Origin of the sequence: Methylobacillus glycogenes JCM 2850, assembly GCF_000617925.1 — a bacterium.
In the GTDB taxonomy this organism is placed as follows: Bacteria; Pseudomonadota; Gammaproteobacteria; order Burkholderiales; family Methylophilaceae; genus Methylobacillus; species Methylobacillus glycogenes.
Genome location: NZ_BAMT01000006.1, coordinates 173,217 through 190,265, shown reverse-complemented (window position 1 = coordinate 190,265; position 17,049 = coordinate 173,217). Strand labels below are relative to the sequence as shown.

Annotated in this window: 22 protein-coding genes, 4 tRNA genes and 2 pseudogenes; 1 reads left to right on the top strand and 27 read right to left on the bottom strand. The window is 52.6% G+C overall.

Annotated elements, in window-relative coordinates:
- The 8 genes and pseudogenes from JCM2850_RS10325 to JCM2850_RS18565 all read right to left on the bottom strand — a co-directional run.
- On the bottom strand, positions 1 to 156 hold a 156-nt coding region (locus JCM2850_RS10325), incomplete at its 3' end, for a GTP-binding protein (RefSeq protein ID WP_025871667.1).
- A gap of 59 nt (positions 157 to 215) precedes the next feature.
- Positions 216 to 290: transfer RNA gene (locus JCM2850_RS10320), tRNA-Thr, on the bottom strand.
- A gap of 27 nt (positions 291 to 317) precedes the next feature.
- Positions 318 to 393: transfer RNA gene (locus tag JCM2850_RS10315), tRNA-Gly, on the bottom strand.
- 44 nt (positions 394 to 437) lie between these two features.
- Positions 438 to 522 (bottom strand) — tRNA-Tyr (locus JCM2850_RS10310).
- 61 nt (positions 523 to 583) lie between these two features.
- Positions 584 to 659 (bottom strand) — tRNA-Thr (locus tag JCM2850_RS10305).
- 14 nt (positions 660 to 673) lie between these two features.
- Positions 674 to 1,093, bottom strand: coding sequence for a ClpXP protease specificity-enhancing factor (locus JCM2850_RS10300; protein WP_025871665.1), 420 nt, complete (start codon positions 1,091 to 1,093; stop codon positions 674 to 676).
- 9 nt (positions 1,094 to 1,102) lie between these two features.
- Complete coding sequence (locus tag JCM2850_RS10295) at positions 1,103 to 1,702, bottom strand: glutathione S-transferase N-terminal domain-containing protein (RefSeq protein WP_025871663.1); 600 nt, start codon at positions 1,700 to 1,702, stop codon at positions 1,103 to 1,105.
- Positions 1,703 to 1,855: 153 nt separating this feature from the next.
- Positions 1,856 to 2,601 (bottom strand): annotated as a pseudogene (locus JCM2850_RS18565) (Nif3-like dinuclear metal center hexameric protein).
- Positions 2,602 to 2,663: 62 nt separating this feature from the next.
- Here JCM2850_RS18565 and JCM2850_RS10285 point away from each other — a divergent pair.
- The gene (locus tag JCM2850_RS10285) at positions 2,664 to 3,824 is read left to right on the top strand and encodes a Do family serine endopeptidase (protein WP_025871662.1); all 1,161 of its coding nucleotides are present in this window, start codon (positions 2,664 to 2,666) and stop codon (positions 3,822 to 3,824) included.
- 61 nt (positions 3,825 to 3,885) lie between these two features.
- On the opposite strand, the gene tatC is transcribed toward JCM2850_RS10285, so the two are convergent.
- The 19 genes and pseudogenes from tatC to JCM2850_RS10190 form a co-directional block, all read right to left on the bottom strand.
- A complete protein-coding gene (gene tatC, locus JCM2850_RS10280; RefSeq protein WP_025871660.1) occupies positions 3,886 to 4,614 on the bottom strand; it encodes a twin-arginine translocase subunit TatC in 729 nt (242 codons plus the stop codon).
- Positions 4,611 to 5,213, bottom strand: a complete 603-nt coding sequence (tatB, locus tag JCM2850_RS21035; protein WP_025871658.1) for a Sec-independent protein translocase protein TatB — start codon at positions 5,211 to 5,213, stop codon at positions 4,611 to 4,613. Before tatB ends, tatC begins: the two co-directional genes overlap by 4 nt.
- A gap of 18 nt (positions 5,214 to 5,231) precedes the next feature.
- The gene (gene tatA, locus JCM2850_RS10270; RefSeq protein WP_025871656.1) at positions 5,232 to 5,447 is read right to left on the bottom strand and encodes a Sec-independent protein translocase subunit TatA; all 216 of its coding nucleotides are present in this window, start codon (positions 5,445 to 5,447) and stop codon (positions 5,232 to 5,234) included.
- Positions 5,448 to 5,462: 15 nt separating this feature from the next.
- Positions 5,463 to 5,801 (bottom strand): histidine triad nucleotide-binding protein, encoded by a 339-nt coding sequence (locus JCM2850_RS10265; RefSeq protein ID WP_025871654.1) that lies wholly within the window; start codon positions 5,799 to 5,801, stop codon positions 5,463 to 5,465.
- A 73-nt stretch (positions 5,802 to 5,874) separates the two neighbouring features.
- Positions 5,875 to 6,192 (bottom strand): phosphoribosyl-ATP diphosphatase, encoded by a 318-nt coding sequence (locus JCM2850_RS10260; protein WP_025871652.1) that lies wholly within the window; start codon positions 6,190 to 6,192, stop codon positions 5,875 to 5,877.
- Positions 6,185 to 6,571, bottom strand: a complete 387-nt coding sequence (gene hisI / locus JCM2850_RS10255) for a phosphoribosyl-AMP cyclohydrolase (RefSeq protein WP_025871650.1) — start codon at positions 6,569 to 6,571, stop codon at positions 6,185 to 6,187. The genes JCM2850_RS10260 and hisI overlap by 8 nt, the downstream gene beginning before the upstream one ends.
- Before the next feature lie 8 nt (positions 6,572 to 6,579).
- Positions 6,580 to 7,338 carry an imidazole glycerol phosphate synthase subunit HisF gene (gene hisF, locus JCM2850_RS10250; protein ID WP_025871648.1) on the bottom strand — a complete coding sequence of 253 codons (759 nt, stop codon included), beginning with the start codon at positions 7,336 to 7,338 and terminating at the stop codon, positions 6,580 to 6,582.
- Positions 7,335 to 8,078 carry a 1-(5-phosphoribosyl)-5-[(5-phosphoribosylamino)methylideneamino]imidazole-4-carboxamide isomerase gene (hisA, locus tag JCM2850_RS10245; protein ID WP_025871646.1) on the bottom strand — a complete coding sequence of 248 codons (744 nt, stop codon included), beginning with the start codon at positions 8,076 to 8,078 and terminating at the stop codon, positions 7,335 to 7,337. Before hisA ends, hisF begins: the two co-directional genes overlap by 4 nt.
- 18 nt (positions 8,079 to 8,096) lie before the next feature.
- Positions 8,097 to 8,741, bottom strand: coding sequence for an imidazole glycerol phosphate synthase subunit HisH (hisH, locus tag JCM2850_RS10240; protein WP_025871644.1), 645 nt, complete (start codon positions 8,739 to 8,741; stop codon positions 8,097 to 8,099).
- A 25-nt stretch (positions 8,742 to 8,766) separates the two neighbouring features.
- Positions 8,767 to 9,353: pseudogene (gene hisB, locus JCM2850_RS18555) on the bottom strand (imidazoleglycerol-phosphate dehydratase HisB).
- A 115-nt stretch (positions 9,354 to 9,468) separates the two neighbouring features.
- Positions 9,469 to 10,134 (bottom strand): 3-hexulose-6-phosphate synthase, encoded by a 666-nt coding sequence (hxlA, locus tag JCM2850_RS10230; RefSeq protein WP_036265932.1) that lies wholly within the window; start codon positions 10,132 to 10,134, stop codon positions 9,469 to 9,471.
- Positions 10,135 to 10,299: 165 nt separating this feature from the next.
- A complete protein-coding gene (hisC, locus tag JCM2850_RS10225) occupies positions 10,300 to 11,364 on the bottom strand; it encodes a histidinol-phosphate transaminase (protein ID WP_025871642.1) in 1,065 nt (354 codons plus the stop codon).
- A gap of 2 nt (positions 11,365 to 11,366) precedes the next feature.
- Positions 11,367 to 12,665 (bottom strand): histidinol dehydrogenase, encoded by a 1,299-nt coding sequence (gene hisD / locus JCM2850_RS10220; protein WP_025871640.1) that lies wholly within the window; start codon positions 12,663 to 12,665, stop codon positions 11,367 to 11,369.
- 14 nt (positions 12,666 to 12,679) lie between these two features.
- Entirely contained in the window at positions 12,680 to 13,324 is a 645-nt protein-coding gene (gene hisG, locus JCM2850_RS10215; protein WP_025871638.1) for an ATP phosphoribosyltransferase, read from the bottom strand.
- Between the two features lie 87 nt (positions 13,325 to 13,411).
- A complete protein-coding gene (murA, locus tag JCM2850_RS10210; protein WP_025871636.1) occupies positions 13,412 to 14,683 on the bottom strand; it encodes a UDP-N-acetylglucosamine 1-carboxyvinyltransferase in 1,272 nt (423 codons plus the stop codon).
- Positions 14,684 to 14,685: 2 nt separating this feature from the next.
- Positions 14,686 to 15,003 carry a Grx4 family monothiol glutaredoxin gene (gene grxD / locus JCM2850_RS10205; RefSeq protein ID WP_025871634.1) on the bottom strand — a complete coding sequence of 106 codons (318 nt, stop codon included), beginning with the start codon at positions 15,001 to 15,003 and terminating at the stop codon, positions 14,686 to 14,688.
- Between the two features lie 79 nt (positions 15,004 to 15,082).
- On the bottom strand, positions 15,083 to 15,334 hold the full coding sequence (locus JCM2850_RS10200) for a BolA family protein (RefSeq protein WP_025871632.1): 252 nt from the start codon (positions 15,332 to 15,334) through the stop codon (positions 15,083 to 15,085).
- Between the two features lie 3 nt (positions 15,335 to 15,337).
- Positions 15,338 to 16,135, bottom strand: coding sequence for an ABC transporter permease (locus JCM2850_RS10195; RefSeq protein ID WP_025871630.1), 798 nt, complete (start codon positions 16,133 to 16,135; stop codon positions 15,338 to 15,340).
- Positions 16,135 to 17,028, bottom strand: coding sequence for an ABC transporter ATP-binding protein (locus JCM2850_RS10190; RefSeq protein WP_025871628.1), 894 nt, complete (start codon positions 17,026 to 17,028; stop codon positions 16,135 to 16,137). Before JCM2850_RS10190 ends, JCM2850_RS10195 begins: the two co-directional genes overlap by 1 nt.
- Positions 17,029 to 17,049 lie beyond the last annotated feature (21 nt).

The following is a 17,049-nucleotide window of genomic DNA, read 5'->3' as shown; positions in this document are numbered from 1 at the left end:
ATTATCAATCTGCGAGTAGTCTTTCGCTTCGCCACCAAACTTCTTGGTCAGTACGGTGGTGATCGCAGCTGTCAATGTGGTCTTACCATGGTCAACGTGGCCAATTGTACCTACGTTAACGTGCGGTTTCGTCCGCTCAAATTTACCTTTTGCCATTTCCGTTTTCCTTTAACCGACTTATCAAGTTAATGTGTGCGTTTGACCCAAGCACCAAATGGTGCCCATGGCGGGAATCGGACCCGCGACCTCTCCCTTACCAAGGGAGTGCTCTACCACTGAGCCACATGGGCATTTTTCTTAAATTCTTTTCTGAGTTTTGGAGCGGGCGACGAGGTTCGAACTCGCGACATCTTGCTTGGAAGGCAAGTGCTCTACCAACTGAGCTACACCCGCAGACCTCACCAGAATTTTTATCAGCCTGGCTCCAAATTTTATGCTGGTGGAGGGGGAAGGATTCGAACCTTCGTACTCTGAGAGAACGGATTTACAGTCCGTCGCCTTTAACCACTCGGCCACCCCTCCATCGCAGAACCCGGGATTATGCGTACATTCAGACGAAGTGTCAACGCATTAACAGAAGAAATGGTGCCGGATGTCGGAATCGAACTGACGACCTTCGCATTACAAGTGCGCTGCTCTACCAACTGAGCTAATCCGGCACAACACAAACCTGCTATTTCACCACCTTTAAGGATGGCTTCTTAACTACTGGCGGCTCGGCTGGACTCCCTGCATCCAACCCAACCCCTGCCATGTTTCCATCAGGGTCCGGATCAACCGGCTCATCCTGGAAAAACATGCCTTGGCTATTCTCTCGGGCAAATATGCCACGAACCGCACTCATAGGCACATACAGCTCATTCGGTGCACCATTGAAACGGGCTGAGAATGTAACAGCATCTGTTCCGATTTGCAAACCTTTTGTCGCACTATAATTAATATTTAATACAATTTGCCCATCTTTCACGTATGCCATAGGCACACGCGTCTGCGCATTAACCTCCACCAACAGGTGTGGAGTCAACCCATTGTCGGTACACCACTCATGAATGGCACGCACCATATACGGCTTGGTAGAGGTCAATTCGCTCATATTAATCGCCTATTTACGCATTGCTTTTTCGGATGGAGTCATCGCCTCAATATAAGCAGGACGCGAGAAGATACGCTCAGCATACTTCAGCAATGGGGCAGCTTGCTTGGGCAATTCAATACCGTAATGACCCAAACGCCACAACAGTGGGGCAATCGCCACATCCAGCATGGAGAACTCATCACCCAGAATGTATTGCTGACGACTAAACAGCGGCACGATCTGAGTCAGGTTATCGCGTATGGTGGCACGGGCCTTGTCTGCAGCCTTGGCATTACCCGATTCAATATCACCTATATGTCTGAACAACTGATCTTCAAAGTTGTAAAGGAACAGACGGGCACGGGCACGCATCACAGGGTCAGCTGGCATCAGCTGCGGATGTGGGAAACGCTCATCAATATATTCATTGATGATGTTGGCCTGTTCCAGCACCAGATCACGTTCAACCAGCACAGGTACCGTGTTGTGCGGATTGATGACAGCTAGATCTTCAGGCTTGTTGGCCAAATCCACATCGATCACCTGAAAATCCATACCCTTTTCAAACAGCACGATACGGCAACGGTGGCTATATGGGCAGGTAGTGCCCGAATACAAGGTCATCATAATGTCATTCCAATCTCATCAAAAACCGCCAGGCCGCGCATGCCTCAAATCAAGCTGAGCACTTACTGACCATGCGCGCGAAAAGCGGCTATTCTACAGAATTCATTTTCAAAATGAAACAAATACCTTATTTTAGTCAATTAAAACAGGGTGTTATATAGGATTTTCTATATTGATAAACTCATGCTGCAAGCCAAATTCCAGCGCCAGATGCTGGCCTAGGGCCTCAATGCCAAAGCGCTCAGTGGCATGATGCCCAGCAGCAATGTAGGCCACCCCTGACTCCCTTGCCAGGTGAAACACCTGTTCCGACACCTCGCCACTGATATATACATCCACACCCAGCGCTATTGCCTGCTCAAAATATCCTTGAGCGCCGCCGCTGCACCAGGCGATACGCTGCACTGGCTTTTGCCCCTCACCGAATACCTGTGCTGTTCTACCCAGCACCTGCCTACTGTTGCCGCAAACTGGCCCAGGCTAGCTGCCTGTGCCAAATGACCATGCGCAATCAGCCCCTGCTCACCCACCCAGCCATCCACATTAATATCCAACAGCTTGGCCAGCATGGCATTGTTGCCCAGGCTTTTATGCGCATCCAATGGCAAGTGATAGGCCAGCAGGCTGATATCTTGCTGCAATAGAAATTTCAGTCTCGCATGCTTGATGCCCACCACTTCTGCTGGCTCATTGCGCCAGAAATAGCCGTGATGTACGAAAATGGCATCAGCCCCTGCATCCCGCGCCTGCTCCAGCAGTGCCAGGCTGGCGGTCACTCCGGTCACTATCTTCTGTATTTCCGCCCTGCCCTGCACTTGCAAACCGTTAGGGCAATAATCACGGAAGCGCTCTACCTCCAGGAATTGTCCGGTATAATCCACCACTTGTTTCAATTGCATTTTTGCCTCCGCAATACTGTCAGACCACACCCACATTTAAACGACGCACACACTCTTACAACATGCGCAAACTCTGGCTTATTTTTGCACAGACCGTCACCATCAGTCTTGCAGCCCTTTTCGTTGTGCAACTGTTTTACCCCCAGATTCTGCCACGTGCAGACAAAGCTGCCGCCATCAAAGAGGCACCAGTCAATACCGAGGCTAGTGCACAAATTGGCTCATACCGTGTGGCGGCCAAAACCGCCATGCCCAGCGTGGTGAATATCTTCACCTCCAAGAAGGCTGCGCAGTCGAGTGAAAATCCTTTTATGGATGACCCGCTGTTCCGGCATTTTTTTGGTGAACAACAGGAAGATCAGCAGAGCCAGCGTGAAAATAGCCTGGGCTCAGGCGTAATCGTCAACAGCCAGGGCCTGATACTCACCAATCACCATGTGATTGAGGCCGCCGATGAAATTGAAGTTGCACTACCCGACGGCCGCACCTTCCCTGCCCGTGTAGTCGGCACTGACCCGGAAACTGATCTCGCGGTACTCAAGGTCAATGTGCGCAATCTGCCCGCCATCACTTTTGCCCATCAAGAAAACCTCAGTGTAGGCGATGTAGTGCTGGCGATAGGCAACCCATTCGGCGTAGGCCAGACCGTGACCCAAGGTATTATCAGCGCCTTGGGCCGTAATCACCTGGGCATTAATACCTTTGAAAACTTTATCCAGACCGATGCACCTATTAACCCCGGCAATTCCGGCGGGGCACTGATCGATAGCGAAGGCAACCTGGTTGGCATCAATAGTGCCATCTATTCCCGCAGCGGCGGCTCCATGGGCATAGGCTTTGCCATACCCGTAAGCCTGGTCAAGCAAGTAATGGAGCAGATTATTCGCCAGGGCAGCGTAATACGTGGCTGGATAGGTATAGAAGCACAGGACATTACGCCTGAGTTAGCAGAATCTTTCCGCCTCAAGCAAGTGCGTGGCTCCCTGATTGCTGGCGTAGTGCGCGGTGGCCCGGCAGACAAGGCAGGTCTGCGTCCCGGGGATATCCTGCTGGAAATTGACGGTAGAGAAGTCGTGGATAGCTCCACCATGCTCAATGTGATTTCTGGCCTCAAGCCGGAAAAGAAGGTCATCGTGAAGTTGTCACGTAATCAGGCTGAGCTGAATATTGCCATCATGATAGGCAAACGCCCCAAGCCGCAGCTGGCTCGCAATGACGAATAAGGGCTAGCTGCGCGTTAATAACTGCGCTGAATAACTGTACCGAACTAGTTCAGCAGCGGGATTAATTCAGCTGCTTGACCTTGCGCTGCATCATACTGGCCACCAAGATGCCAGCCTCATACAGCAGCCACAATGGCACGGCCAGCATGATTTGCGAGATGACATCTGGCGGAGTAAATATCGCCCCCAGAATAAAAGCACCCACAATCACATAAGACCTCGCCTCGCGTAGCGCAGCAACACTCACCACCCCCGCTGTTACCAATAACACCACTGCCACTGGCACTTCAAATGCGAGACCGAAGGCGATGAATAAGGTCATGGCGAAATCCAGGTATTTTCCTATGTCCGTCATCACCGCCACGCCTTCAGGCGCGGTATGGCTGATAAAGCCGAACACCACCGGAAATACAAGAAAATACGCAAACGCCATGCCGCAAAGAAACAGCAAGGTGCTGGCAAATACCAGCGGGCTAATCAGTTTGCGTTCATGCTGATAAAGACCAGGAGCCACAAAGGCCCACACCTGGTATAGCGTATGCGGCAAAGAGATCATGAACGCAGTAAGCAATACCACCTTCATCGGCACAAAGAACGGCGTAGTGACATCGGTCGCGATCATCTGCCCACCTGCTGGCAGGCTTTTCAGCAATGGCAGCGCGAGGAAATGGTAAATGTCATTGGCAAACGGGAACAAGGCCAGCATCACCAGCACCAAGCCGATGATGATGCGCAGCAAACGGTCACGCAGCTCTATCAGGTGCGAGACAAAGGAGTCAGTAGTGGTCAATCTGGCTTTTCCTGCTTGCTGGGGATCGCTGCCCTAGCGTGGTCATCTAGTGCTGAGATAGCTTGAGCTTTGGGCGTATCGGCCTGAACTTCTTCATGGTCTGTCGCCTTGCTTGCATCAAAAGACAAATCCAATGTCGATTGCTGAGGGACTGCTACTGCTGGCTCAGCTGACGCAGGCTGTGGCAATGCTGACTTTACTGGCTCAGGATTGATACCCTCTGAATTTATAGCCTCGGACTGTGTAGGCTTAAATTCTGCAGGCTCCAACTTTGGAGACTCTGGCAGCGCAGGCTCTAATGGTTCAGGACTAGGCGCAACACTGGCCAGTTGCTGCATCTCATGTTCGAGATCGTGACCAGTCTGGTGTATGGTGGATTCGGCCTGACGTATGCCTTGTTGCACTTCCTGCTGCAAGCGCTGCAACTCTTCAAAGCGCAGCTCGCGGCTGATATCTGATTTAACGCCATTAATATAGCGTTGCACACGCCCCAGCAATAAACCCACGGTACGCGCTACCTTGGGCAGTTTTTCTGGCCCGATGACGATCAGCGCCACGACACCAATCACCACCAGTTCTGAAAAGGCGATATCAAACACTGAGTAAAGTCCGGGTGCTTACTGCTTTTCTTTCTGTCTTACTTCGTTTTCCACAGTCCGGCCTTGCGCTTCTTCTTCCAGCGCTGGTGTGGATTTGCCTTCATTGACGGCATCCTTGAAGCCCTTGACTGCGCCACCAACATCACTGCCAATATTGCGCAATTTCTTGGTACCAAACACCACCACAACGATGGCCAGCACAATCAGCCAATGCCAAATACTAAATGAACCCATAACCCGCTCTCCTCACTAAACTTTAGGCAGGGTGTCGCCACCGCCAAAGACATGTACGTGTAGATGAAAAACTTCTTGCCCACCTTCAGCACCCGTGTTGATCATGGTGCGAAATCCTTTAAGCCCCTGCTCGCTAGCAAGCTTGGGCGCTAACAACAGCATCTTGCCCAGCAAGGCCTGGTGCTTAGTGTCACACTCTGCAAGGCTGACCACATGCTCTTTGGGCACAATCAAAAAGTGCACAGGCGCTATCGGCCTGATGTCATGAAACACCATGACTTCTTCATCTTCATAGAATTTCTTCGCCGGGATATCGTTGCTGGCGATCTTGCAGAATATGCAGTCTGTGCTCATGAAACCATCCTTAATATCATTGTGCGGGACAGTGGTGCGGTAGTAATGCCGCAGCGTCTGACATGCGTATACATTAGTCCTTGCGTGCCGCTTTTTCCTCTAAGCCAGACAAGCCTTCGCGTCTTGCCAGTTCTTGCAGCACTTGCTCTGGCTTAAGGCCAGCGTGCGACAGCATCACCAGGCAATGAAACCACAGATCAGCGGTCTCGTAGATAATTTTGTCGGCATCACCATCCTTGGCGGCAATAATGGTTTCTGCTGCTTCTTCGCCTATTTTCTTCAGTATGCTGTCCGTACCCTTGGCGTAAAGCTTGGCCACATACGACGTTTGTGGGTCTGCCTGTTTACGCTGTTCCAGCAGTTCTGCCAGGCGGTTGAGCACATCACTCATGGTGGTAGATATCCTCGGGGTTCTTGATGACAGGCTGATCTATCACCCAGTCATTGTTTTCCAGCTTCTGGAAGAAGCAGTTGTGTCTGCCAGTATGACAAGCAATACCACCAACCTGCTCAACCGTGATCAGCACCACGTCTTCATCGCAATCCAGGCGGATTTCATGCACCTTCTGCACATGGCCCGATTCTTCACCCTTGTGCCAGAGTCGATTACGCGAGCGCGACCAATATACGGCCTGGCCAGTTTCGGCAGTCAGTTGCAAGGCTTCACGGTTCATCCAGGCAAACATGAGTATCTTCAGGCTGCCGACTTCCTGTGCAATCACAGGCACCAAGCCATCTTCGGTCCAGCTTACTTTTTCAAGCCAGCTTATAGCCTCACTCACAATCTCACCTCTATGCCTTGCTCACGCATATATTCCTTGGCTTCACGCACGGTGTATTCGCCATAGTGAAAGATGCTTGCAGCCAATACTGCATCCGCACCACCTTCTCTTACGCCTTCTACCAGGTGCACCAAATTACCCACACCGCCAGAAGCGATGATGGGCACATCTACAGCTTCGCTGATGGCACGATTAAGCGGTAAATTAAAACCAGTCTTGGTGCCGTCTCTATCCATGCTGGTCACCAGCAGTTCACCTGCGCCCAGCTCCACCATTTTGCGCGCCCACTCCACGGCATCCAGGCCTGTGGCGTTGCGGCCGCCATGGGTAAAGATTTCCCAGTGATCGCCTACCTGCTTGGCATCTATCGCTACTACTATGCACTGCGAGCCAAAACGCCCGGCGGCATCGGCCACCAGTTGCGGGTTGGTCACCGCTGCGGTGTTGATGCTGACTTTGTCCGCCCCAGCATTGAGCAGGCGGCGTACATCGTCCACCGCGCGCACGCCCCCGCCTACAGTCAGCGGGATAAATACCTGGGATGCGACTTGTTCTATGATGCCCAGAATCAAGCCGCGATTATCGGAGCTGGCTGTAATATCCAGAAAAGTCAGCTCGTCGGCACCTTGCTCGTCATAGCGGCGCGCAATCTCTACTGGGTCGCCAGCATCACGCAACTCAAGGAAGTTCACTCCCTTGACCACGCGGCCATTGGTGACATCCAGGCAGGGAATGATACGCTTGGCTAAGCTCATGCCTGACTCAACTCATCCGCCAGGGCTTGGGCCTGTGTGAAGTTCAGTGTGCCTTCGTAAATTGCACGGCCAGTAATGGCGCCAATCACGCCTTCGCTTTCGACTTCTACCAGCTTACGCACATCATCCAGATTGGTGACGCCACCACTGGCGATAACCGGAATGGTCAAAGCCTGGGCCAAGGCAACAGTCGCCTCAATATTGACCCCGGTCAGCATGCCGTCACGGCCTATGTCGGTATAGACAATGGCTTCCACGCCGTAATCTTCAAATTTCTTTGCCAGGTCTATCACGTCATGGCCTGTCAATTTCGACCAACCATCTACGGCCACTTTGCCATCCTTGGCATCGAGACCGACCATGATCTGACCAGGGAAGGCATAGCACGCCTCATGCAGGAAGCCAGGATTCTTGACCGCCGCGGTACCAACGATGACATAGCTGATGCCATTGTCCAGATAGCGCTCTATGGTTTCCAGATCGCGTATGCCACCTCCCAACTGGATGGGGATGTCGGTGCCCACAGCACTGACGATGGCCTTGATGGCTGCGTCATTGACAGGCTTGCCAGCGAAAGCACCATTCAGATCGACCAGATGCAAGCGCTTGCCGCCTTGGTCTACCCAATGTCTGGCCATGGCACCTGGATCTTCGGAGAATACCGTAGCATCCTCCATCAGGCCTTGTTTCAAACGAACACAGTGACCGTCTTTCAGGTCGATAGCAGGAATAATCAGCATGATGATATGAATTAAGGTTTAAACAGTACCGTCCCACTGGACGAAATTGGACAAAAGTTTGAGCCCGGCGTTATGGCTCTTTTCTGGGTGGAATTGCACGGCAAACAGATTGCCACGCGCAATTGCACTGGTGAATTGTTTGGGATATTCGCTCCAACCTGCCGCCAGCGATGCATCTTCAGGGGCTACATAATAGCTGTGCACATAGTAGAAACGGTCACCGTCTTCTATGCCTTGCCACAAAGGGTGAGCCTGCTTTTGATACACCTGGTTCCAGCCCATATGCGGCACTTTGAGCTTGGCGCCTTCAGCGTCATGCATGTCGGCCGCATTGAAGCGCCGTACCTGGCCCGGCAATATGCCCAGGCCAGCAGCATTACCTTCTTCGCTATGCTCAAACAGCATCTGCAAGCCTATGCAAATGCCAAGAAAAGGTTTTTCGGCTGCCGCGGTTTTGACCGCCTCGCGCAGACCACGCGCATCAAGCTCGCGCATGCAGTCTGGCATGGCGCCCTGACCGGGAAACACGACGCGACTCGCCGCAGCGATCTGGGCGGGGTCACTAGTGACGACCACTTGCTGGTTGGGAGCAACATGCTCCAGCGCCTTGGACACGGACTTGAGATTGCCCATGCCATAATCTACAACGGCTATGTGTGTCATGTGATGGTAGGTGAAACAGAAATGTCTATAAACTGCCTTTGGTAGAAGGCATTATACCCACCATACGGGGGTCGAGTTCAACCGCTGCACGCAATGCTCTGCCAAAAGCCTTGAATATGGTCTCGGCCTGGTGATGGGCATTCTTGCCGCGCAGGTTGTCTATGTGCAGGGTAACACCAGCATGGTTGACGAAGCCCTGGAAGAATTCGCGCACCAGGTCCACATCAAACTCGCCTATGCGCGCACGGGTGAATTCAACATTGAATTCCAGCCCCGGACGTCCGGAAATATCCAGCACTACGCGTGATAAGGCTTCATCCAGCGGTACATAAGCATGGGCATAGCGGCGTATGCCTTTTTTGTCGCCCAAGGTTTATGGAATGCCTGACCCAGAGCAATACCGACATCTTCCACTGTGTGGTGGGCGTCGATATGCAGGTCACCTTGGCAGGCAACAGAGAGATCCATCATGCCATGACGGGCAATCTGATCCAGCATGTGATCAAAGAAACCGACACCGCTTTCCAGCTTGGCTACACCTGTGCCATCGAGATTAATGGCAACGGCAATCTTGGTTTCTAGGGTATTGCGACTAACTTCTGCGTTACGCATGGCTATCTTTGTATCGTCTTAAAAAATCAAAAACCGCTGCAAGCCTTGTTAGTCGGTCTTGCAGCGGTTTAAATGGGGTTTGCTGGCACTGCTATACAGTGCCGCAACAAATCACTTAGCTGAACAACTTCTTCAACCAACCGAACACACCACCACTGCTTTGGGAACCCTTGGCAGCATTGCTGATTTCAGCAGCAGCAGCTGCAGGATCAGCAGCACCGTAGATAGCAGCACCAGCAACCACGATGGTTGCGCCTGCATCTACTACTTGCTTAGCTGTTGTAGCCTTAACACCGCCAGCAACGGAGATGTCTACGCCCAGGTTCAGACCGGATACCAGGCCCAAGTCAGCAAATGGAGTCTGACCTGCAGCTTGTTGATCCAGACCAGTGTGCACGCCAATGATGTGCGCGCCCAGCTTGGCAACTTCTTGTGTACGCTTTGCCTTGTCAGCTACGTTGATCAAGTCAACTTGAGCCTTCTTGCCGTACTTGTTAGCAACATCAATTACGCCCTTGATAGTACCGATATCGGCAGTACCCAGAACGGTAACGATGTCAGCGCCAGCCTTGTAGAAAGGCTCAGCTTCGTAGAAACCAGCATCCATGGTCTTCAAGTCAACCAGGATTTTGTTGTTAGGGAACTTTGCGCGCAGAGTTTCCAGCAGCTTGATGCCGTTGTACTTGATGCAGGGTGTACCAATCTCAAGAATATCAACGTGTGGTGCAACAGTCGTAGCAAGCGCTACTGTTTGATCGAAATCGAGTGAATCTAATGCCATTTGAACTAATGGTTTTGCCACGATGCTTCCTCCGCTTAATTACAGAATTATGATGTACTGACCGCGCTATAATACATTTTTTCCAAGCCTTAAGGGAAGCGCAGACGCAGCATTCTCTTAATTTAATGGAAAATCAATGCCGTAGGCAGCCAAAAGCATCACTTTTTAGTCGTTTAAAATCTCTCTCAAAGCCTGAATCAGGGCTGAAGACTGATCATTGGTGCCTATAGTGATGCGTAAAAACTCACTAATACGCGCTGGTTTGCTGAAATGACGCACAATAATATTGCGTTCACGCAATAAAGCCGCCAATTCTGCGCCACTACGCTCTGCATGACGCGCAAATATAAAGTTGGCGGCTGATGGTAGCACTGTAAAGCCTAAGGCCTGCATTTCTGCTACCAGACTTTCCCGCGTCGCCATGACTTTGTGGCGGGTTTCCTCGAAATAAGCCTTATCTTCCAGTGCCGCGACCGCACCACTGATGGCAAATCTATCCAGTGGGTAGGAATTGAAACTATCTTTTACGCGATTCAGCGCTTCAATCAAAGGCGCTTGGCCTATGGCAAAACCCACACGCAGCCCAGCCAGTGACCTGGCTTTGGACAAGGTATGTGTTACCAGCAAGTTGGGATAATGCTGCACCAGGCTGGCAGCCGATTCGCCACCAAAATCGATATAAGCCTCATCCACCACGATGACAGACTCTTGATTAGCCTTGAGCAAACGCTCGATATCCGCCAGGGCTAGCAATCTGCCAGTGGGTGCATTGGGGTTGGGGAAGATAATGCCGCCATTGGGCCGCATATAGTCCTCAACCTGAATTTCGAATTCAGGGCCCAGCGGGACTGTTTCATAGGCTATGCCATACAGACCGCAGTAGACTGGGTAGAAGCTATAGGTAATATCCGGGAACAAGATGGGCGCTTCATGCTTGAGTAAGGCATTAAAGACATGCGCCAGCACTTCGTCCGAACCGTTGCCAACAAACACCTGATTGCTAGCCACATCATAGAAATTGGCTACCGCCTCACGTACCCTATCCGAAGCCGGGTCTGGATACAGGCGCAGACTATCGGCCACCTCGGCTTGCAAGGCTGCCAAGACCTTGGGGCTGGGGCCGTAGGGATTTTCATTGGTGTTGAGCTTGATCAGATTGCTGATCTTGGGCTGCTCACCCGGGATATACGGGGTGAGCTCATGCACGATGCTGCTCCAGAACTTGCTCAAGATCAGCCTTTCAAGCGATATTCAGCGGAACGGGCGTGGGCTTGCAAGCCTTCGCCATAGGCCAGGGTAGCGGCAATACGCCCCATCTTCTGCGCCCCTTCGCTGGATACCATGATCAAGCTGGAACGCTTCTGGAAATCATAAACACCTAGTGGTGAAGAGAAGCGCGCAGTACGCGAGGTAGGCAGCACATGGTTAGGGCCAGCACAGTAATCGCCCAGGGCCTCGCAGGTATCGCGCCCCATAAAGATAGCGCCAGCGTGGCGTATCTTTTTGCTGAACGCCAAAGGATCGTCCACGGACAGTTCCAAGTGCTCTGGCGCAATATAATTGGCGATCTCTGCCGCTTGCTCCAGATCTTTAACCTGAATCAAAGCCCCGCGATTCTGCAGCGAGGTGCGGATAATCTCTTTGCGTGGCATTTCCTCAACCAGGCGCTCTATGCTGGCCTGAACTTGATCAAGGAAGGCCGCATCCGGCGACAGCAGAATGGCCTGTGCCAATTCGTCATGCTCAGCCTGGGAGAACAAGTCCATCGCTACCCAGTCCGGGTTGGTCTTGCCATCGCAAATCACCAGAATCTCCGAAGGGCCGGCCACCATATCAATGCCCACCACGCCAAATACGCGGCGCTTGGCGGCGGCAACATAGGCATTACCTGGACCTACGATTTTATCAACCTGCGGCACAGTCTCAGTGCCATAAGCCAGCGCACCCACTGCCTGCGCACCGCCTATGCAGAATACGCGGTCAACGCCACATACAGCGGCAGCCGCCAACACCAATGGGTTTTTCTCACCACCCGGCGTAGGCACCACCATGATCAGTTCAGCCACCCCTGCCACCTTGGCAGGAATCGCATTCATCAGCACCGAAGAAGGGTAAGCAGCCTTGCCACCAGGCACATACAAGCCTACGCGATCCAGGGCAGTCACTTGCTGGCCGAGCAAAGTGCCATCGGCCTCGGTATAGGTCCAAGAAGTCATCAATTGCTTCTGGTGATAGTCACGCACACGTTGGGCGGCTTGCTGCAGCGCATCGCGCTGCTCAGCGGGCAGGCTGTCCAATGCGGCTTGCAATTCGGCCTGACCAATTTCCAGCGTGGCCATGCTATCAGCCTGCAAGCGGTCAAAGCGCTGGGTGTATTCCAGCACGGCAGCATCGCCACGGGTTTTGACATTGCGCAGAATATCGGCCACCACGGTATCTATCTGGTCGTCCTGTGCCGTCTCGAAGGCCAGCAAGGCCTTGAGGTCTTGATCGAAACTAGCGTCATTGCTTGAAAAACGTCTGATGTTCATGAGTTCAACCTAGATTATTGTGCTGCAGCCACGGCCTGGGCAAAGGCATCCATGATGGGCTGCAAATCATCACGCTTGAGTTTGAGTGAGGCTTGGTTGACGACCAGACGTGAGCTGATATCGGTGATCTCTTCCACAGCCTTGAGGTTGTTGGCACGCAAAGTGCCGCCTGTACTCACCAAGTCCACAATCGCGTCAGCCAAACCTACCAGCGGCCCCAGCTCCATGGAACCGTAGAGCTTGATCAGATCCACATGCATGCCCTTGGCGGCAAAATGCTCACGCGCGGTTTTGACGTACTTGGTCACCACCTTGAGGCGAGCACCGCGACGTATAGAGCCGAAGTAATCAAAGTCTTCACGCACGGCCACCATCATGCGGCAACGCGCAATCTGCAGATCCAGCGGTTGATACAAGCCCTCGCCACCATGCTCATCCAGCACATCCTTGCCGGCGATACCGAGATCGGCCGCGCCATATTGCACATAGGTAGGCACATCGGTTGCACGCACGATGATCAGGCGCACATCCGCTCTATTGGTAGGCAAGATCAACTTGCGCGAGGCTTCAGGATCTTCAAGCGCAGTAATGCCTGCCGCCGCCAGCAAAGGCACGGTCTCTTCGAAAATCCTACCCTTGGAGAGGGCGATAGTAATCATTGCAAACTTTCCTGGTTGTACTGCTTAAGGCTTGGTATTAATTCTGGCTTGCTCTGAAGCGCCGTACGTAATTTAACTCTGAAGCTTTTATTTAATTCTTTGAACCTTGGCGCCCAGCTTACCCAGCTTGTCTTCGATATGCTCGTAGCCTCTATCCAGATGGTAGATGCGCTCTATCACGGTTTCACCTCTGGCAACCAAGGCCGCCAGAACTAAACTCGCGGAGGCGCGCAAATCAGTCGCCATCACGGTAGCGCCTTCAAGAAACTCGCGGCCACGCACGATCGCGGTATTGCCTTCCACCTCAATGTTGGCACCTAGGCGCTGCATTTCCTGCACATGCATAAAGCGGTTTTCGAAGATGGTTTCCGTCACAGTCGCCACGGCATCAGCCACGGTGTTCAGCGCCATAAACTGCGCTTGCATATCGGTAGGGAATGCAGGGTGTGGCGCAGTACGTATGCTCACGGACTTCAAGGCACCCGGCCCTTGCAACACACCACGGCTTTCCACGGTAATGATGGTCTTGTCGTGCTCTATCTTGGCACCGCTTTCACGCAGTTTATCTATCACCGCATCCAGCAGTTCAGCACGTGCGTTGTTCAGCTTAACCTTGCCACCTGTCATGGCCGCAGCCACCAGGTAAGTACCTGCCTCTATGCGGTCACAGACCACATCATGCTGGGCAGCATGCAAGTGCGGCACGCCAGTGACCGTAATCACATCGGTACCCACGCCTTCTATCTTGGCGCCCATCTTGATCAGGCACTCGGCCAGATCAACGACTTCAGGTTCCTTAGCGGCATTCTCCAACACGGTCACCCCATCGGCCAGCGCTGCAGCCATCATAAGGTTTTCGGTACCGGTGACGGTCACCAAGTCCATAAAGATACGCGCGCCCTTGAGCTTGCTGGCCTTGGCTTCAATATAGCCATGCTCTATGCGGATTTCCGCACCCATGGCCTGCAAGCCCTTGATATGCAAATCTACCGGGCGCGAGCCTATGGCACAGCCGCCAGGCAGGGACACGCGCGCATGACCAAAGCGTGCCAGCAAGGGGCCTAATACCAGGATGGATGCACGCATGGTTTTCACCATGTCATAAGGCGCTTCACAGGTATGGATATCATCCGCGCCCAGCGTGAGCTCACCTGCCGCATGACGCTCAATCTTGATCCCCATATGCGCCAGCAGCTTGAGCATGGTGGCCACATCGTGCAAATCGGGCACGTTGCCCAGCGCCAATGGCTCTGCCGTCAGCAAGCCTGCACAGAGTATAGGCAAGGCCGCATTTTTTGCGCCTGAGATACGCACTTCACCGTTGAGTGGCACACCACCCTGGATAACAAGTTTATCCACGATTAGCCTTGAGCTTGCTGCAACAGCTTCTGCAATTCACCTTGTTGGTACAGATCACGCATGATGTCCGCGCCACCAACGAACTCACCATTGATGTACAGCTGGGGAATGGTAGGCCAGTTAGCGTATACCTTGATGCCTTCACGAATCGCCGGGTCAGCCAGCACGTCCACCGCTACAAAATCCTTAAGGCCGCTGGCCTGCAGAATCTGCACAGCCAGGCCAGAGAAACCACATTGTGGGAACTTGGGGCTGCCCTTCATATAGAGCACCACGGGGTTGCTGGTCACCTGGTTCTTGATCTGTTCTTGGGTATCCATAGTATTTAATCCTTTTAATCTGCCAATTTAATCTTGAGAAGTCATCCAGAGGTGTAGTCCAGTGGATGTTGTAGCGTGACTACAAGCCGGAGCTAAGCTTGGCCCACGCGTCGGGTGTAAAGGTGCGCATGGAGAGCGCGTGGATTTCTTCACGCATGCGGTCTCCCAGTGCCTGATATACCAATTGATGCTGCTGCACCATGTTCTTGCCTACGAAGTGGGTGCTAACAATCACCGCCTCGAAATGCTGGCCGTCGTCACCCAATACCTGCACATGATCACAGGCCAGGCCTTGAGTTATATAAGTCTTTAATTCTTCTGCGCTAAGCACGGTTCAGCCTCGTAATTTATAGCCGGATTTCAGCATCCGTAAAGTCAGCAATGATAGGGCAAAAAAGCTACCTGCAACAACGCCCAAGCTGATAAATGGAGAAATATCTCCAACACCGAAAAAGCCGTAGCGGAAACCATCTATCATGTAAAAGAAGGGGTTGAGATGCGATACCTGTTGCCAGAATGGTGGCAGTGAATGTATCGAGTAAAACACGCCGGACAAAAATGACAGCGGCATGATGACAAAATTCTGGAATGCCGCCATTTGGTCGAACTTCTCTGCCCAAATGCCGGCAATAATGCCAAAGGTGCCAAGCAAACCACTGCCCAGCAGGGCAAAGCTTAAAATCCAGCCCGGATGCGCCAGCGGTAAATCAATAAACAATAGCGCCACCAGGAAAATCCCCAGGCCTACGACCAGGCCACGAATAATCGAAGCGGCAAGGAATGCCAGGTAAAAACCCAGATAAGAAATGGGTGCCAGCATCACAAAGATGATATTGCCCATGACCTTGGACTGAATCAGGCTGGATGAGCTATTGGCAAAAGCATTCTGCAAGAGCGACATCATGATCAGGCCGGGAATCAGGAAAGCGGTATAACCGACGCCAGGATAAACCTGTACCTTGTCTTCCAGCACATGGGAGAAAATCAGCAGGTAGAGCAGCGCCGTCATGATGGGTGCAGCCACGGTCTGGAAGCTTACACGCCAGAAGCGCAGCAGCTCTTTCTTGAACAAGGTCCAGGTGCCCAAGAGATTGCTGCGAGCATTGCTTGAAGTACTGAGTGAGGTTTTCATCAGCTCAACAACTCCACAAAGACATCTTCAAGATCTGCCTCTATCAACTGCATATCCTCAATGCTCACGCCCGCCACACGCAGTTCAGACAGAATAAGTTCCAGCTGCGTGGTATCGGCAATCGCCAGGATATAGTCCCTACCCTGCTCGCTGCGCACCAAGGCACGCAAGCCTTCTGGCAAAGGTGCAGACAAGCTCAGCTTGAGACGCTTGCCTGGCAGCCGATTCAAGAGATTACGCGTGCTATCCAGCGCCACAATTTCGCCATGCTTCATCATGGCGATGCGGCTACAGAGCGCTTCGGCTTCTTCCAGATAATGCGTGGTGAGAATAATGGTATGGCCTTCACGGTTCAGGCGGCGAATAAACTCCCACATGGTCTGGCGCAACTCCACATCCACGCCAGCAGTAGGCTCATCCAGAACGATCACAGGCGGCTTGTGCGCCAAGGCCTGCGCAATCAAGGCGCGACGCTTCATGCCACCGGAAAGCCTGCGCATATTGGTATGCGCTTTGTCGGCCAGGCCCAGGGATTCAATGATTTCATCCACCCAGGCATCATTTTCACGGCCACGGCCAAAATAGCCTGCCTGAAAACGCAGCATTTCCCGCACATTAAAGAAAGGATCAAACACCAATTCTTGCGGCACTACCCCCAGCGCCAAACGCGCCGCGGCATAAGCCGCATGCACATCATGGCCCATGACTTGCAGACTACCGCTGCTGGGTCGCAGCAAGCCTGCCAGCAGGTTGATCAAGGTGGATTTTCCCGCGCCATTGGGGCCTAGCAAGGCAAAGAACTCACCCTGCTCTATAGACAGATCTACCCCTTTCAGCGCATGGAGATCGCCAAAATGCTTGTGTAGCTGCTGTATGTTAATTGCGGGAATCATGCATCAAAGATGGGGCGCATG